At 72.2% G+C, this 15464-nt stretch carries 10 protein-coding genes and 1 pseudogene; 5 read left to right on the top strand and 6 right to left on the bottom strand.

Annotated features, from left to right (window positions below):
- Together AAW14_RS31640 and AAW14_RS31645 are read left to right on the top strand one after the other, a co-directional pair.
- A pseudogene (locus AAW14_RS31640) lies at positions 1-244 on the top strand (SPFH domain-containing protein); the annotation flags it as partial.
- A complete protein-coding gene (locus AAW14_RS31645) occupies positions 241-1140 on the top strand; it encodes a hypothetical protein (protein ID WP_265567869.1) in 900 nt (299 codons plus the stop codon). The pseudogene AAW14_RS31640 and the gene AAW14_RS31645, both read left to right, overlap by 4 nt.
- A gap of 99 nt (positions 1141-1239) precedes the next feature.
- Here the strand turns inward: AAW14_RS31645 and AAW14_RS31650 are convergent, their stop codons facing one another.
- Complete coding sequence (locus AAW14_RS31650) at positions 1240-3792, bottom strand: polynucleotide kinase-phosphatase (protein WP_265567914.1); 2553 nt, start codon at positions 3790-3792, stop codon at positions 1240-1242.
- A gap of 131 nt (positions 3793-3923) precedes the next feature.
- The gene (locus AAW14_RS31655) at positions 3924-5420 is read right to left on the bottom strand and encodes a 3' terminal RNA ribose 2'-O-methyltransferase Hen1 (protein WP_265567870.1); all 1497 of its coding nucleotides are present in this window, start codon (positions 5418-5420) and stop codon (positions 3924-3926) included.
- Between the two features lie 132 nt (positions 5421-5552).
- On the opposite strand from AAW14_RS31655, the gene AAW14_RS31660 reads away from it, so the two are divergent.
- On the top strand, positions 5553-6476 hold the full coding sequence (locus AAW14_RS31660) for an LLM class F420-dependent oxidoreductase (protein ID WP_265567871.1): 924 nt from the start codon (positions 5553-5555) through the stop codon (positions 6474-6476).
- 76 nt (positions 6477-6552) lie between these two features.
- Here AAW14_RS31660 and AAW14_RS31665 read toward each other — a convergent pair whose 3' ends face one another.
- The 4 genes from AAW14_RS31665 to AAW14_RS31680 all read right to left on the bottom strand — a co-directional run bounded on the left by AAW14_RS31665 (position 6553) and on the right by AAW14_RS31680 (position 9248).
- Positions 6553-7029 carry a DUF6099 family protein gene (locus tag AAW14_RS31665; RefSeq protein ID WP_265567915.1) on the bottom strand — a complete coding sequence of 159 codons (477 nt, stop codon included), beginning with the start codon at positions 7027-7029 and terminating at the stop codon, positions 6553-6555.
- Between the two features lie 221 nt (positions 7030-7250).
- A complete protein-coding gene (locus tag AAW14_RS31670) occupies positions 7251-7604 on the bottom strand; it encodes a nucleotide pyrophosphohydrolase (protein ID WP_265567872.1) in 354 nt (117 codons plus the stop codon).
- The gene (locus tag AAW14_RS31675) at positions 7601-8770 is read right to left on the bottom strand and encodes an ATP-binding protein (RefSeq protein WP_265567873.1); all 1170 of its coding nucleotides are present in this window, start codon (positions 8768-8770) and stop codon (positions 7601-7603) included. The genes AAW14_RS31670 and AAW14_RS31675 overlap by 4 nt, the downstream gene beginning before the upstream one ends.
- Positions 8771-8858: 88 nt before the next feature.
- Positions 8859-9248, bottom strand: a complete 390-nt coding sequence (locus AAW14_RS31680) for a cell division protein SepF (protein WP_265567874.1) — start codon at positions 9246-9248, stop codon at positions 8859-8861.
- Positions 9249-9499: 251 nt separating this feature from the next.
- On the opposite strand from AAW14_RS31680, the gene AAW14_RS31685 reads away from it, so the two are divergent.
- Entirely contained in the window at positions 9500-13549 is a 4050-nt protein-coding gene (locus tag AAW14_RS31685; RefSeq protein WP_265567875.1) for a bifunctional nitrate reductase/sulfite reductase flavoprotein subunit alpha, read from the top strand.
- Between the two features lie 113 nt (positions 13550-13662).
- Positions 13663-15408, top strand: a complete 1746-nt coding sequence (locus AAW14_RS31690) for a hypothetical protein (RefSeq protein WP_265567876.1) — start codon at positions 13663-13665, stop codon at positions 15406-15408.
- The last annotated feature ends 56 nt before the right edge of the window (positions 15409-15464 follow it).

A 15464-nucleotide genomic window follows, 5' to 3' on the forward strand; every position in this document is an offset into this window, starting at 1 on the left:
CGCGCGCGCCGTGGCGCTCGGTGAGGCCGAGGCGCGGGCCGCGCGGGAGGTCGGCGAGGCGCGGGCGCAGGCGCAGGCGGCGTGGCTGCGGGTGCACGCGGACGTCGACTTGGCGACGCTGCACGCACTGACCGGGACGCGGCTCGCGGAGAATCTGCCGCGGATCGACAGCGTGACCGTGTCGCCGGATGTGCTCACCGGGCTGCTGGCCCGGCTGGGCGGGGCCTCGCGGGAGCCGGTGTGAGTCTCGCGCCACGGGCCGTGCTGGTCCACCGCACCACGGAGTACGAGGAGTTGGTGGCCCGGCACGGCACCCACGGCCAGGCGGCCTTCTTCCTGTCCTCCCGCGGCCGGGACATCGAGGAGGTGGCGGTACGGCACCGGCGTGCGCGCGGGGCGCTGGCCGAGGTGGCCGCCGCGGTGCCGTTGACCTGGCGTCAGGCGCGGGTGGAGCGGGCCGACCTGGACAGGTTCCTGTTCATGCCGCAGGACGTGGTGGTCGTGGTGGGGCAGGACGGGCTCGTGGCGAACACCGCCAAGTACCTCGCGGGACAGCCGGTGGTGGGCATCGACGCGGACCCCGGGCGCAATCCCGGGGTGCTGGTGCGGCACCGGCCGAAGGACGCGGCGGCCCTGCTGCCGGCCGTGCTCGAGCGGGGCACCGGCGTCGACGAACTCACCATGGTGGAGGCGGCCGCCGACGACACCCAGCGGCTCGTCGCTCTCAATGAGATCTATCTGGGGGCGGCCGGTCACCAGACGGCCCGCTATCGCCTGGGCCTCGACGGCGACGAGGGTGTCGTCGAGGCCCAGGCCTCGTCCGGAGTCCTGGTGGGCACGGGGACGGGGGCCACCGGCTGGCTGCGGTCGGTGTGGAGGGAACGCGGCAGCGCCCTCCCGCTCCCCGGCCCCGCGCAGGACCGCCTGCTCTGGTTCGTCCGCGAGGCCTGGCCCTCGCCCGCCACCGGAACATCCCTGGTGGCGGGCGAGCTCAGGGCCCCGGCGTCCCTGCGCCTGACCGTCGAGTCGGAACGGCTGATCGCCTTCGGCGACGGAATGGAGAGGGACGCGCTGGAACTGACCTGGGGACAGACCGTCCGGGTGGGGGTGTGCCAGGAGCGGTTGCGGCTGGTGGGCTGAGCCCCGTGAGCGGTCAGCAGTGCTGATGCAGATCCGCACTGCGGTACTCCTCAAGCCTGATCGTTCACGGGGACGTCGAACTCGAGGAGTACGGTTCCGTCACAGTCGGGGGTCCACCGGCTCGGACTCCAGGGCCAGCACTCCGAACACCGCCTCGTGCACCCGCCACAGCGGTTCGCCGTCCGCGAGGCGGTCCAGCGCCTCGAGGCCGAGCGCGTACTCCCGTATCGCCAGCGAGCGCTTGTGGTTGAGGAACCTCCGACGGAGCCGGGCGAGGTTGTCCGGGCGCGTGTACTCGGGACCGTAGATGATCCGCAGGTACTCGCGGCCCCGGCACTTGATGCCGGGCTGGACCAGTCGGTCCCGCGGGTCGCGGACCAGCGCGCCGAGCGGCTTGACGACCATGCCCTCGCCGCCGCGCCCGGTCATCTCCAGCCACCAGTCGACACCGGCCTGTACGGACTCGGCGTCGCCGGTGTCCACGAACAGGCGCCGCGTCGTCTGCAGCAGTCCGCTTGCATCGTGTTCGACCATGCGGTCGATCAGGGCGAGCTGCTCGTCATGGGGCACGGCGGCAAGGCTGCGACCGCGCACCGCCAGGATCTGGAAGGGCGCCAGACGGACCCCGTCCAGACCGTCCGTCGTCCAGCAGTAGCGGCGGTACGCCGCCGTGAACGCGGCGGCGTCCGACGCCCGTTCCCGCTGGCGCGTCAGCAGTTCCGTCACGTCGACGCCCCGCGCCGCCGCGCCCTCCAGCGCGGTCAGCGCCCCCGGGAACACCGCGCCGGACGCCGCGCCCACCGCCGCGTACTGACCGCGCAGCAGCCCGGACGCCTTCAGCGACCACGGCATCAGCTCGGCGTCCAGCAGCAGCCAGTCGGTCTCCAACTCCTCCCACAGGCCCGCGGCGCCGATCGCCGGCCGCAGCCGGCCGAGGATCTCCTCGGTGACCGAGGCGTCGTCGAAGAAGGGACGGCCGGTGCGCGTGTACAGCGATCCCGTCGGGCCCTCGACACCGAACCGCTCGCGTGCCGCCTCCGCGTCCCGGCACACCAGGGCAACCGCCCGCGACCCCATGTGCTTCTCCTCGCACACGACCCGGGCGACCCCGTCCTGCTTGTACTGCTCGAAGGCTTCGGCCGGATGCTCCAGGAAGCCGCCGGCGGCGGCCGTGCCGTGGGACTCGACGCGCGAGGTCGCGGTCGGCGCCATGGTGGGCGGCAGATACGGCAGCAGCCGGGGATCCACCGCGAAGCGGCTCATGACCTCCAGGGCCGCCGCGGCGTTCTCCTCGCGGACCGAGATCCGTCCCGCCTGCCGGGTCTCCACCACCCTGCGGCCGTGGACGTCGGCGAGGTCCAGCGGCCGGCCGTCGTGCCCGCCCGGCGCCTGTGCCCGCAGCGGCCTCGCCGGCTCGTACCAGACCCGCTCGGCCGGTACGTCGACCAGCTCCCGCTCCGGCCAGCGCAGCGCGGTCAGCCTGCCGCCGAAGACGGCACCCGTGTCGAGGCAGACGGTGTTGTTCAGCCAGGTGGCCTGCGGGACGGGGGTGTGACCGTAGACGATCGCTGCCCGCCCCCGGTAGTCCTCCGCCCACGGGTAGCGCACCGGAAGGCCGAACTCGTCCGTCTCCCCCGTCGTGTCGCCGTACAGGGCGTGCGAGCGCACTCGGCCCGAAGTCCGGCCGTGGTACTTCTCGGGCAGTCCGGCGTGGCAGACGACCAGCCGGCCACCGTCGAGGACGTAGTGACTGACGAGTCCGTCGATGAACTCCCGTACCCGCCGCCTGAACTCCTCGCTCTCGCCCTCCATCTGCTCGATGGTCTCGGCGAGTCCATGGGTGTGCTGGACCTTGCGGCCCTTGAGGTAACGCCCGTACTTGTTCTCGTGGTTGCCGGGCACGCACAGCGCGTTGCCCGACGCCACCATCGACATCACACGGCGCAGCACGCCGGGGCTGTCCGGGCCGCGGTCGACCAGGTCACCGACGAACACGGCCGTTCGGCCTTCCGGGTGTACGCCATCGGCGTATCCCAACTTGGCCAGCAGGACCTCCAGTTCGGACGAGCATCCGTGGATGTCGCCGATGATGTCGAAGGGGCCGGTGAGGTGGGTCAGGTCGTTGAAGCGCTTCTCGGTGACGACCGTCGCGTTCTCGACCTCCTCCACGCCTCGCAGGACGTGCACCTTGCGGAACCCCTCGCGCTCCAGGTGCCTGAGCGAGCGCCGGAGTTCGCGCGTGTGGCGCTGGATCACCCGGCGCGGCATGTCCGCCCGGTCGGTACGGGCCGCGTTGCGCTCGGCGCACACCTCCTCCGGCACGTCGAGCACGATGGCGATGGGCAGCACGTCGTACCGCTTGGCCAGCTCGATCAGCTGCCGACGGGCATCCTGCTGCACGCTCGTCGCGTCGACGACGGTACGGCGTCCGGCCGCCAGGCGCTTGCCGGCGATGTAGTGCAGGACGTCGAAGGCGTCCCGGGTGGCGCTCTGGTCGTTCTCGTCGTCGGAGACCACACCGCGGCAGAAGTCGGAGGAGATGACCTCGGTAGGCTTGAAGTGCCGGCGCGCGAAGGTCGACTTGCCGGACCCCGACGCGCCGATCAGGACAACGAGGGAGAGGTCGGTGACGGGCAGGGTGCGCGCCCGCACCGGCCGGTTCTGGTTCCGGGGCTGCCGGTCCTCGTCCCGGGTCGCCCGCGTCTCCTCCCGGGTCACCCGGGTCTCTTCCCGGGTGACCCCGGTCTCGTGCTCTGTCTCCCGGTTTTCTTCCTGGGTCTCCCTCATGCCGCTGTCACCTCCTTCTCGTTGTGCTCGTTCGTGGTCTTCATGGTTTCCATGGTCTTCATCGTGAACACGGCCATCTGCGTCGGCGGACCCAGTTCCGGGTCCTGCGGTCCCACCGGCCGGAACTCCGCCTCGTAGCCGAACCGTTCGGCCACCGTCCCGGCCCAGGCACGGAACTCCTCCCGCGTCCACTCGAAGCGGTGGTCGCCGTGCCGTGCGTGTCCGGCGGGGAGGGTCTCCCAGCACACGTTGTACTCGACGTTCGGGGTCGTCACGAGCACCGTGCGGGGGCGGGCCGAGCCGAACACCGCGAACTCCAGGGCGGGCAGCCGGGGCAGGTCGAGGTGCTCGACGACCTCGCTGAGCACCGCGGCGTCGTACCCCTTGAGACGGCTGTCGGTATACGCGAGCGAGCCCTGGACGAGCGTGACACGGGAGGCCTGCCGCTCCCCCATGCGGTCCAGCTTCAGCCGCCGGGAGGCGATGGTCAGCGCCCGCATCGACACGTCCACACCCACGATCTCGGTGAACCGCGCGTCCTTCAGCAGTGCCTGCACCAACTGCCCCTGTCCGCAGCCGAGATCGAGCACCCGGGCGGCCCCGGACTCCTTGAGCGCCGCGATGATCGCGTCCCTGCGCTGCACGGCGAGCGGGGTCGGCTTCTCGTCCGTCCCGGTCTCCGCCTCGACCGCGTTGTCGATCTCCTCGACCTCGCTGTCGTCCGCCTCCGCGAGCCGCACCAGTTCCAGCCGCTGCATCGCCTGCCGGGTCAGCGACCAGCGGCGCGACAGATACCGACTGGTGATCAGCTTCTGCTCGGGGTGGTCGGGCAGCCATCCCTCACCGGCCCGCAGCAGCTTGTCGACCTCGTCGGAGGAGACCCAGTAGTGCTTGGCGTCGTCGAGGACGGGGAGCAGCACGTACAGGTGTCGCAGGGCAGGCGCCAGGGGCAGCGCCTCCGACTCCAGGACCAGGCGCACATACCGCGAGTCGCCCCACTCCGGGAACTCGGCGTCGAGCGCGACCGGTTCGGCGGTGACCGTCCAGCCGAGGGGTTCGAAGAGACGACGTACGAGGTCCGGGCCGCCTCGGGCGGGCAGCGCCGGTACCTCGATGCGCAGCGGCAGCGGCTGTTCGGCGCGCTCGGGCAGCGCATTGCACACACCCCGCATCGCGCTGGAGAACACATTGCTCAGCGCCACCGCCAGCAGGGAGGAGGCCGCGTACGGGCGGTCGTTGACGTACTGCGCGAGCGCCGCGTCGGGGGCGCCACCCCGGCCCTTTCCCCTGCCGCGCCGGACCAGTGCCACCGCGTCGACCTCCAGCAGCAGCGCCGCCGTGCAGCGCTCGGCGTCCGCCTCGGGGTAGAGGACGTGCGCGGTGCCGTAGGAGGTCGAGAACGCCTGCGCCTTGCCGGGGTGCTTGTGCAGCAGGAAGCCCAGGTCGGTGGCGGGGCGCTCGGGTGTACCGGTGGTACCGATCGTCAGGAACATGTTCCGAGTCTCCCGGCCCCGGGGCAGCCGCGACCACCGGATTTCGCATGGGCGGGCCGTGCTCCCGTCGACGGGGCCCGTCGTCCGGGCCGTGTTGCCCGGCGCGCCGGTGCGGACATGCATGATGGATGCATGGATCTTCGAGTCTTCACAGAACCGCAGCAGGGTGCGGCCTACGAGACGCTGCTCCGCGTCGCCAGGGCCGCTGAAGACCTCAACTACGGGGCGTTCTTCCGTTCTGATCACTACTTGCACATGGGCAACGTGGACGGCCTCCCGGGGCCGACGGACGCGTGGATCACGCTCGCCGGGCTCGCCCGGGAGACGAGCAGGATCCGGCTCGGCACGCTCATGACAGCGGGAACGTTCCGCCTGCCGGGCGTCCTCGCGATTCAGGTGGCCCAGGTGGACCAGATGTCCGGCGGACGGGTCGAGCTGGGACTCGGCTCCGGGTGGTACGAGGAGGAGCACAGGGCGTACGGCATCCCGTTCCCCAAGGAGAAGTTCGGACGGCTGGAGGAGCAGCTCGCCATCGTGACGGGCCTGTGGAACACCCCCGTGGGCGAGCGGTTCACCTTCAACGGTAAGTACTACCGGCTCCAGGACTCCCCGGCCTTGCCGAAGCCGGCGCAGTCGAAGGTGCCCGTCATCGTCGGCGGCCATGGCGCGAAGCGCACCCCGGAGCTCGCGGCCCGGTACGCGGACGAGTTCAACATCCCGTTCGCGTCCATCGCGGACACGGAGGCGCAGTTCGCGCGAGTCCGTGCCGCCGCCGAACAGCACGGCCGCAAGGACGACGACCTCGTATACTCCAACGCCCTTGTCCTCTGCGCCGGAAGGACGGACGCCGAAGTGAAGCGTCGGGCCGACGCCATCGGACGGGAGGTCGACGAGCTGAAGGCGAACGGCCTTGCCGGGTCGCCCGCGGAGGTCGTGGAGAAGCTGGGCCGGTACCGGGAAGCCGGGTCGCAGCGGGTCTACCTCCAGGTCCTGGACCTCGACGACCTGGACCACCTGGAACTGGTCGCCGCGGAAGTCATGCCGCATCTGGCGTAGCCGCCGGGCGGCGGGAGTGGCCGGAACGGCCGTTGGCCGGGCTGCGTGAAAGCATGCGGGTGAGGGCGGCGGGACGTCAGCCCGCCGCCCTGTCCCGCTCCCGTATCTCGCCGTCCCGCGCCGCGAGTCTGCGCAGCATCTCTCTGACCCGGTCCCTGGATTCGTCCGCCGCGTCGATCGCCTCCATGCACTGCCAGTAGGTGCCCTCGTCGCCGGCCGCGCTCGCGACCGCGACGAGGGCCATGCCCAGCTCCACGAGGAGTGCCCCGAGGTCGAGGAGCGCCCTGCGGGCGTCCCCCAGCTCCGTCAGCTGGGCGGCGCGCAGGTCGGCCACATCGATGGACGGCGTGTCCAGGACACCGCAGCCCCTGCCCGCCAGCTCCGTCAACCCCAGTGCCTCGCCGCGCAGTTCGGGCGGGCCCGAGACCGCCAGCCGGCTGCCGATGGCCTGCGCCAGTGCGTACGCCTGCCACGCCTCCGTCATGATCCTCGGCCCGTCCTCGCTCCCCGCCAGGGCACGCCTGCTCGTCACGATGAGCCGCACCGCATCCATGCGCTGCCCCCGCTCTGTCCCGACGCGCTCCCGCACGTCTGCCCGAACTCCGTTGTCCACTACCCAGAGTGAATGCTGACGGGACGAAAAGCCAGAGCTAGCCCGAAATCTGTGGACAACCAGGGAGGTGGGGACAACTCCGCAACTCCGGAGAGTGACGACGGGGTTCTGTGAACCACCGCCGCCCCACCGCGTTCCACTGCCACGGGGACAGCACCGCCTCATTCCGGACCCGGCGCCGGGAACCTCTCCTCGTTGCGGTCGATCTTCGCGTCCAGAGCCGCCAGCACGTCGATGCCCAGCACCTCGCACAACTGGAGGAGATACGCGAGCACGTCCGCGACCTCGTCGGTCACCCGGTGGGCCGTGTCCGGGTCGTCCATCACCCGGGCCGACTCCTCCGGCGTCAACCACTGGAAGACCTCGACCAGTTCGGACGCCTCCACGCTGAGCGCCGCCACCAGATTCTTGGGGGTGTGGTAGGGCCCCCAGTCGCGCGCCGCGGCGAAGTCCGCGAGCCGGCGCTGCAGCCGCGCCACGTCCAGGTCCTGCCGCCGCCCAGGTTCTTCTGTCACGGGCTCAGGTCTACCACCGTCACCCCGTCCACCCCCGCCGCCCAGGACACCTCGCTCACCGCGCCCACCAGCCTGATGTGGCCCCGCTGGCACATCCGCGCCGCGAGCTCCAGCAGTTCCCGCGCCTGCCGCCGGTCCATACAGCGGTCGAAGCCGTCCACGAGCACCGTGAGCGTCTGCAGCGCCGCGGGCACCTCCCCCACGGGGTCGACCGCGAGGACGCCCGGGCCGGTGAGCAGGACGAGGGCCAGGGCCACATAGCGCAGTTCGCCGTCGCCCAGCAACCCCAACGGCGTGAGCAGCCCGTCTCCCCGGTCGAGCAGTGCGCGGACCGTGCCGTCGTCGAGCCGCTCCGACAGCAGGTCCACGACCCGGCCCGCGCACCCGGCCCCGACCGCCGCGGCCAGCAGCGCATGCCGTCGGCCGCACTCCGCGCGCGTACGCCAGAGCACCTCCGCGAGGTTGTCGCAGCCCCGGAGCAGCCGGCCCGCGCCCAGCGGGACCGGGGCGCGCATCCAGCGGGGGCCCGGGTCGCAGACGAAGACCGAGCGCAGGGCGACCACCATCTGCTCGGCCGCGGCCAGCACCCGGCGCTGGCCGTCCGTCGTGCCTGCCACCCGCAGCGGCAGCAACGCGGTGCCGAGGCGGTCGTCAGGGAGCGGCCCCCGGGTCACCGGAGCGGAGCCTGCCGTGTGCCAGGCCGCCTGCACCACCGCACGCTGGGGGTCGCGCAACGCCGTCTCCAGCAGGACCAGTCCGCCGGATGTCAAACGCTCGCCCACGATGCGCAGTTCGGGCTCGGCCTGGACGGCGACGTCGAGCCGGACGGGTCCCTGGGGGCCGTCGGCCGTGCAGCCGATGCGGAAGCCGCGCCGCCGCTGGGCGTCGGGCCGCGCCCCCTCGGGCACGCAGGACACCGGATCCCCGAACGCCTCCGCCAGGTCCACGCCGGCCCCGAGCCGCGCCAGTGCCTCGTACGCCTGCAGCGCCCGGGACTTGCCCGAGCCGCTCGGTCCCGTGAAGAGCGTCAACGGTCCCAGCGTGAACCCGGCCCGCCGATGCCCGGCGAACGCCGACAGCCTCAGCTCGGTGACGCACGGCCGGTCGGGCCGGGGGTCCGTGCGGCGCGCCTGGTCCGGCAGGGGCAACGCAGGTGACACGGTCATACCGGGACCGTAGGTCCGCGCCGACGGGCGAACCGTTCCGCCCCCGGCCCCTTCCCACGATCGGGCGACCGGGCCGTCCGGCCGTGACTCAGACGCCGGGAACCCCCGGCCCTTCCATCAGGCCCTGCACCTCGGTCCCCCGCGGTGTCAGCAGGAAGACGTTGCGGTCGACCCGGTGCATCCCGCTGGCGAGGCCGAAGACCACCCCGGTGCTGAAGTCCAGCACCCTCTTGGCGACGTCGGTCTCGGCGCCGGTGAGGTCGAGCAGCACGGGCACCCCCGCCATCAGTGTCTCGGCGACCTCACGGGCGTCCGCGAACACATTGATCCGCAGGACCACGAAACGGCGCCGCGCCTCGGTCGCGGCCTCGGGTATCGCCCGGTGACCGACCGCGGACGGCCAGGCGTCCCGGCCTCGCAACGGAACGACCTGAGCGAGCCCTTCCCACTGTTCGTCGGTGACATCGTGGCCGTTCACCGGCCCTCCCCGCGCTGGCTCGCACTTATTGTCTGCACCGGCCAATTCTTACGCATGGTCACCCGTTCGGCCCAACAGCGACACGGACCGCGACCTCCCCGGCCCCCACTTCGTCCGGACCGCATCGCTCGCGTACCGCCCTCGCGCACCCCCTCCTCACACCGCCCGCACGTCCTCTGTGCAGTGCGTGTAACTACCCAAGATCAAGACGTGTGACATCGGCGTAACGGACCCTTCGTACGGTCGTCGGCATGACCACGGGCCTCGGAACGCAGCACATACGGACCGTCTGCTCGTACTGCGGCGTCGGCTGCGGGATCGTGCTCGATGTCACGACCGGACCCGACGGCCGCCGCCGTGTCCTGAAGGCGTCCGGCGACAAGGAGCACCCGGCCAACCGCGGCCGGCTCTGCACCAAGGGGGCGACCACCGCGGACATGCTCGCCGCTCCCGGGCGGCTGACCACGGCCCTGGTCCGTGAGGACCGGGGCGAGGAGCCGGTGCCCGCGCCCGTCGACGCGGCCGTCCGCGAGGCGGCGCGACGGCTGCGTGCGATCGTGGACGAGCACGGCCCGGACGCCGTCGCGTTCTATGTGTCGGGGCAGCTGAGCCTGGAGGCGCAGTACCTGGCGAACAAGCTGGCCAAAGGCTTCGTACGGACCAATCAGATCGAGTCCAACTCACGACTGTGCATGGCGAGCGCGGGCGCCGGTTACAAGCTGTCGCTGGGGGCCGACGGGCCGCCCGGGTCGTACGACGACCTGGACCTGGCGGACGTCTTCCTGGTCATCGGCTCGAACATGGCCGACTGCCATCCGATCCTCTTCCTGCGGCTGCTGGACCGGGTCAAGGCGGGTGCCCGGCTGATCGTCGTCGATCCGCGGCGCACCGCGACCGCGGCGAAGGCCGACCTGTTCCTGCAGGTCCGGCCCGGGACCGATCTCGCCCTGCTCAACGGACTGCTGCACCTGCTGTACGAGAACGGGCACACGGACGCCGACTTCATCGCCCGGCACACCGAGGGCTGGGAGACGATGCCCGCCTTCCTGGCCGACTACCCGCCCGCGGAGGTGGCCCGGATCACCGGTCTCGCCGAGGACGACATCCGGGAAGCGGCGCGGCTCATCGGCGAGGCGAAGGAGTGGACGAGCTGCTGGACCATGGGGCTCAACCAGTCCACGCACGGCACCTGGAACACCAACGCGCTCGTCAATCTGCATCTGGCGACCGGAGCCATCTGCCGCCCGGGCAGCGGGCCGTTCTCGCTCACGGGGCAGCCCAACGCCATGGGCGGGCGCGAGATGGGCTACATGGGGCCCGGGCTGCCGGGTCAGCGATCCGTGCTCGTCGACGAGGAGCGGGCGTTCGCCGAGGAGCTGTGGGGGCTGGCGCCCGGGACGATACGGGCGGACGGGGTCGGGCGCGGCACGGTGGAGATGTTCCGGAGGATGGCGGACGGGCACATCAAGGCGTGCTGGATCATGTGCACCAATCCCGTCGCCTCGGTGGCGAACCGGAAGACCGTCATCGAGGGCCTGGAGGCGGCCGAGTTCGTCCTCACCCAGGACGTGTTCACCGAGACGGAGACCAACGCGTACGCCGATGTCGTCCTGCCCGGCGCGCTGTGGGCGGAGGCGGAGGGCGTCCTCGTCAACAGCGAGCGAGGGCTCACCCTCGCCCGGCCCGCGCTGGACCCGCCGGGCGAGGCGATGGCCGACTGGCGGCTGATCGCGGCCGTCGCGCGGGAGATGGGGTATGCGGAGGGGTTCTCGTACGACAGCGCGGAGGAGGTCTTCGAGGAGATCAGGCGGGCGTGGAACCCGAAGACCGGCTGGGATCTGCGGGGTGTGACGTACGAGCGGCTGCGGACGGGGCCCGTGCAGTGGCCGGCCGCGCGGGAGGACGGTCCGGCGCGCAATCCGATCCGGTACGTCGACGCGGGCTCGTCCGCGGGGCCCCCGGGAGGGCCGTCGTTCCCCACCCCGAGCGGCCGTGCGGTGTTCCATGCACGCCCCCATCTTCCGCCCGCCGAGCTGCCGGACGACGACTTCCCGTTCCTCCTCAACACCGGGCGGCTGCCGCACCAGTGGCACACGCTGACGAAGACGGGAAAGGTCGCCAAGCTCAACAGGCTCGATCCGGGGCCGTTCGTGGAGGTGCACCCCGAGGACGCCGCCGCGCTCGGCGTCGCGGACGGCGACCGGGTCGAGGTCGCCTCGCGGCGCGGACGGGCCGTGCTGCCCGCGGTGGTGACGGACCGAGTGCGGCCGGGGTGCTGTTTCGCGCCGTTCCACTGGAACGACCTGTTCGGGGAGTATCTGAGCGTCAACGCGGTGACCAGCGACGCGGTCGACCCGGTGTCCTTCCAGCCGGAGTTCAAGGCGTGCGCGGTGGCGCTGGCGAAGGTGGCGGAGCCCGCGCCCGTGGCCGGGAGCACCGTGGCGGCCGAGGCGCCCCTCGCAGCCGTCGCGCCGGGATCCCCGACGCCGGCCGGCGACCCCTTCGGTCTCGCCCCCGCCCCGCCCCCGGTGCTGTCCGCCCAGGAGCGCCAGTATCTGGCCGGATTCCTCGCGGGTCTCGGCTCGGGCGCCCCGGGCGTGCCCGTGCTGCCGCCGGACGCCCCCTTCAGCACGGAGCACGCCCTGTGGGTCAACGGCGTCCTCGCCGGCATGTACTCCAGGACCGGGGGCGCGCCGCCCGAGCGGTCCGGCCGGGAGGTCGTCGTGCTGTGGGCCTCGCAGACGGGCAACGCGGAGGACTTCGCGACGGCGGTAGCGCAGCGGCTCACCGCGACCGGTCACCGCGCCACCCTGGTCGGCATGGACGAGGTCGACGTCCGTGAACTTCCGCGCGGCGCCGATCTGCTGCTGATCACCAGTACGTTCGGCGACGGCGACGCCCCGGACAACGGCTCCGGCTTCTGGAGCGACCTGTCCGGCCAGGGGGCGCCCCGGCTGGACGGCGTGCGCTATGCCGTGCTGGCCTTGGGCGACTCCTCGTACGACGACTTCTGCGGGCACGGGCGTCGGCTGGACGCACGGCTGCACGAGCTGGGCGGGGTGCGTCTGGCGCCGCGCACGGACTGCGAACCCGACTACGAGCCGTCGGCGGGCGCCTGGCTCGACCACGTCCTCACCACGCTCGGCGGCGCCCAGGCACCGTCCCCGGCGGCGCCCGGGAGCGGGAAACCGGGACCGACGGCCACCCGCCTCACCGGCAACCGGCTGCTCAGCCTGCCCGGCGCGGGCAAGGAGGTGCGCCGGTTCACCTTCGACACGAGCGGGACGGGCCTCGTGTACGAAGCCGGGGACGCGCTCGGGGTGCTCCCGGTCAACTCCGCGGCCCCGGTGGAGGAGTGGCTGCAGGTGACGGGAATCGACCGCGCCGCCCCCGTCGAGGTCAGGGGCCTCGGCGAAGTCCCCTTCGGCGAGGCTCTGCTCCGGCACCTCGACATCACCCGGATCACCCCGGACCTCCTGCGCTTCGTCGCGGAACGTACCCGGGACGACCGCGAGCTGCGTCAACTGCTGCGGCCGGACAACAAGGACGGGCTGGCACGCTGGTGCTGGGGACGGCAGGCCGTCGACGTGGCGGCCGAGCATTCCGTGCGGGCTTCGGCCGCGGAGTGGGCCGGGGTGCTCAAGCGGCTTCAGCCGCGCCTGTACTCGATCTCCTCGAGTCCGCTCGTCGACCCGCACGGGGTGTCGCTGACGGTGTCCGTGGTGCGGTACGAGGGTCCCCGCGGGCAAGCGCGGGCAGGGGTCTGCGGCAGCTTCCTCGCCGACGCGGAACCGGACACGCCCGTACCGGTCCATGTGCAGCGCTCCCCGAACTTCCGTCCGCCGGCGGACGGAACGACGCCGATGGTGATGGTCGGCCCCGGCACCGGTGTCGCGCCGTTCATCGGCTTCCTCCAGGAACGCCGCGAACTGGGGCACAGGGCCCCGAACTGGCTGTTCTTCGGCGAACAGCACCGCGCCACCGACTTCTACTACGAGGAGGAGCTGACGGCGCTGCGCCAGGAGGGTGTCCTCACCCGGCTGGACACCGCCTTCTCCCGCGACCAGCGGGCCAAGGTCTATGTCCAGGACCGGATGCGCGAGCACGGCCCGGAACTGTGGCACTGGCTGCAGGACGGCGCCCGGCTGTACGTCTGCGGGGACGCCTCCCGCATGGCCAAGGACGTCGACCGGGCACTGCGGGACGTCGCGGCCCTGCACGGCGGCCTGAGCGAGGCGGAGGCGACCGCGTATGTGAAGCAGCTGGCGGCGGAGAAGCGATACGTGCGTGACGTCTACTAGGCGCGCCCGCCTGTCACCAGGGCGTGCCCGCGTGCACGCCCACCGGCGCCTCCCGTACACCCGGCCCTAACCTCTCGCGCACCGGAACCTTCCCTTCCAGGGGGCGGCCGTTCATGCTGCCCAGCTACGTTCCGCTGGTGCAGTTGGCAGAAGTGAGGCAGTCGACAAGCGGCCGATGGGCGCGCCAGGTCCCGGCGCGGGGCGAGCCGGAGCAGGTCCCCGCACAGTGGCATCGCATCGTGACGCTGCTCGCGGACATCAGTCTGTTCATCGGCACACGCTCGGTGTGGTCCATCGCCGCCAGCAGCCGGCTGACGATCGCCGCGATCATCTCCGTCTGCTACGCGTCGATCCTGGTCACCGGGGTGCTCACACTGGTGGTGCGGCGCAGCCGCTCGCTGGCCCGCCTGGATCTGGTCGTGCTGGTCACGGCGGTCACGCTCGTGTACTGCGCGGTCGCTGTCGCCCACGATTTCAACGACGAGTCGATCCTCACCACGCAGGCCGCCCACCAGTTGCTCGACGGCCGCCCGATGTACGGGCAGCCGTGGCCCTGGCTGTTCGGCGGAAACATCCCGTACACGGCGACGGTGACCGGCGGCTACGACTTCACCTACGGCTACCCGCCGCTGCTCGCGATACTGACGGCGCCGCTGCTGTGGCTCGGCCACACCGCGCTGCCTACCACGCTGGTCACCACGACTGCGCTCGCCGCGGGCACGGTCGCCATGTGGAGGATGCTGCCCGTGCCGTGGCGCTCGGCGGCCACCATGGTGTGCCTGGGCTTCGGCATGATCCCGGCCTACGCCCGCCTCGGCTATCCGGCGGTCGTCGCGCTGGCCTTCCTCATCCCCGTGGTGATGCGCTGGACGCGCATGGGCACGGGGGGACGGGCCGACTGGGCGCGGGCCGCCTGTCTGGGCGCGGCCTGTGCCAGCCAGCAGCTGCCCTGGTTCCTGACGCCGTTCCTGCTCGCCGGGGTGTACGCCCTGCGGCGAGGGGAGGTGGGGGCGCGGGGGGCCGCGGTCGCCGTGGGGCGGATCGCCGGCACAGCCGCCGGCACCTGGCTGCTCATCAACGCGTACTTCGTCGTCACCGAGCCGCGCACCTGGATCGCCGGTATCGCGCTGCCGCTCACCCAGGGGGCGGTGATCCACGGCCAGGGCCTGGTCGACATCTCGCTCTACTTCACCGACGGAAGCGACCGCCTGTCCTGGTACTCGCACGCGAGCATGCTCCTCGCGGCGGGCCTGCTGGCGGTGTTCGTGTTCTTCGTACGCCGACTGGGCCCGGCCGCGACGGTGCTGCCCTGGTGCGCGTTCTTCCTCGCCACCCGCTCGCAGGACGGCTACTACCTGCTGATGACCCCGCTGTGGGTGGCGGCCGCCGTCACCGTGCCGCCGAGTGCGTTCGCCAACGCCTGGCAGCCCCGTCTGCTGCACGGGCGGCGCACGGCCCGTACGGTGCTGGCCGCGGCCCTGCTGGCCCCGTCACTGGCGGCCGCGGCCGTGGCGGCGACCGGTGGGCCGCCGCTGCACATGCAGGCCGTCGGCGCCTCCCGGACAGCGACGACCCTCAACACGCTCACGGTCCGCGTGAGCAACCCGGGCGACTCGCCCCTCGAACCGCACTTCACGGTGACCACCGGTCAGGGCATGGGCCTTTACTGGACGATCCTCGGCGGTCCCGCGTCCGTCCCCGGCCACGCGACGGCCACCTACCGGCTCCAGCCGCCGGGCGGCCACTGGGACCTGCCCAGGAAGGGCGCCCGCATCCGGCTGCGCGCCTTCACGCCGTCGCCGGTGACGCTGTCGAGCCAGGACATCCGTCTGCCGCGCGAGAACGATCGAGCGCGGTGACGGCTCGTCACGTCACCTGGTTCGGCACCTCCAGGACCACCGGGTCGATCACCCGG

This window comes from Streptomyces hygroscopicus, from assembly GCF_026168105.1.
GTDB lineage: Bacteria > Actinomycetota > Actinomycetes > Streptomycetales > Streptomycetaceae > Streptomyces > Streptomyces hygroscopicus_D.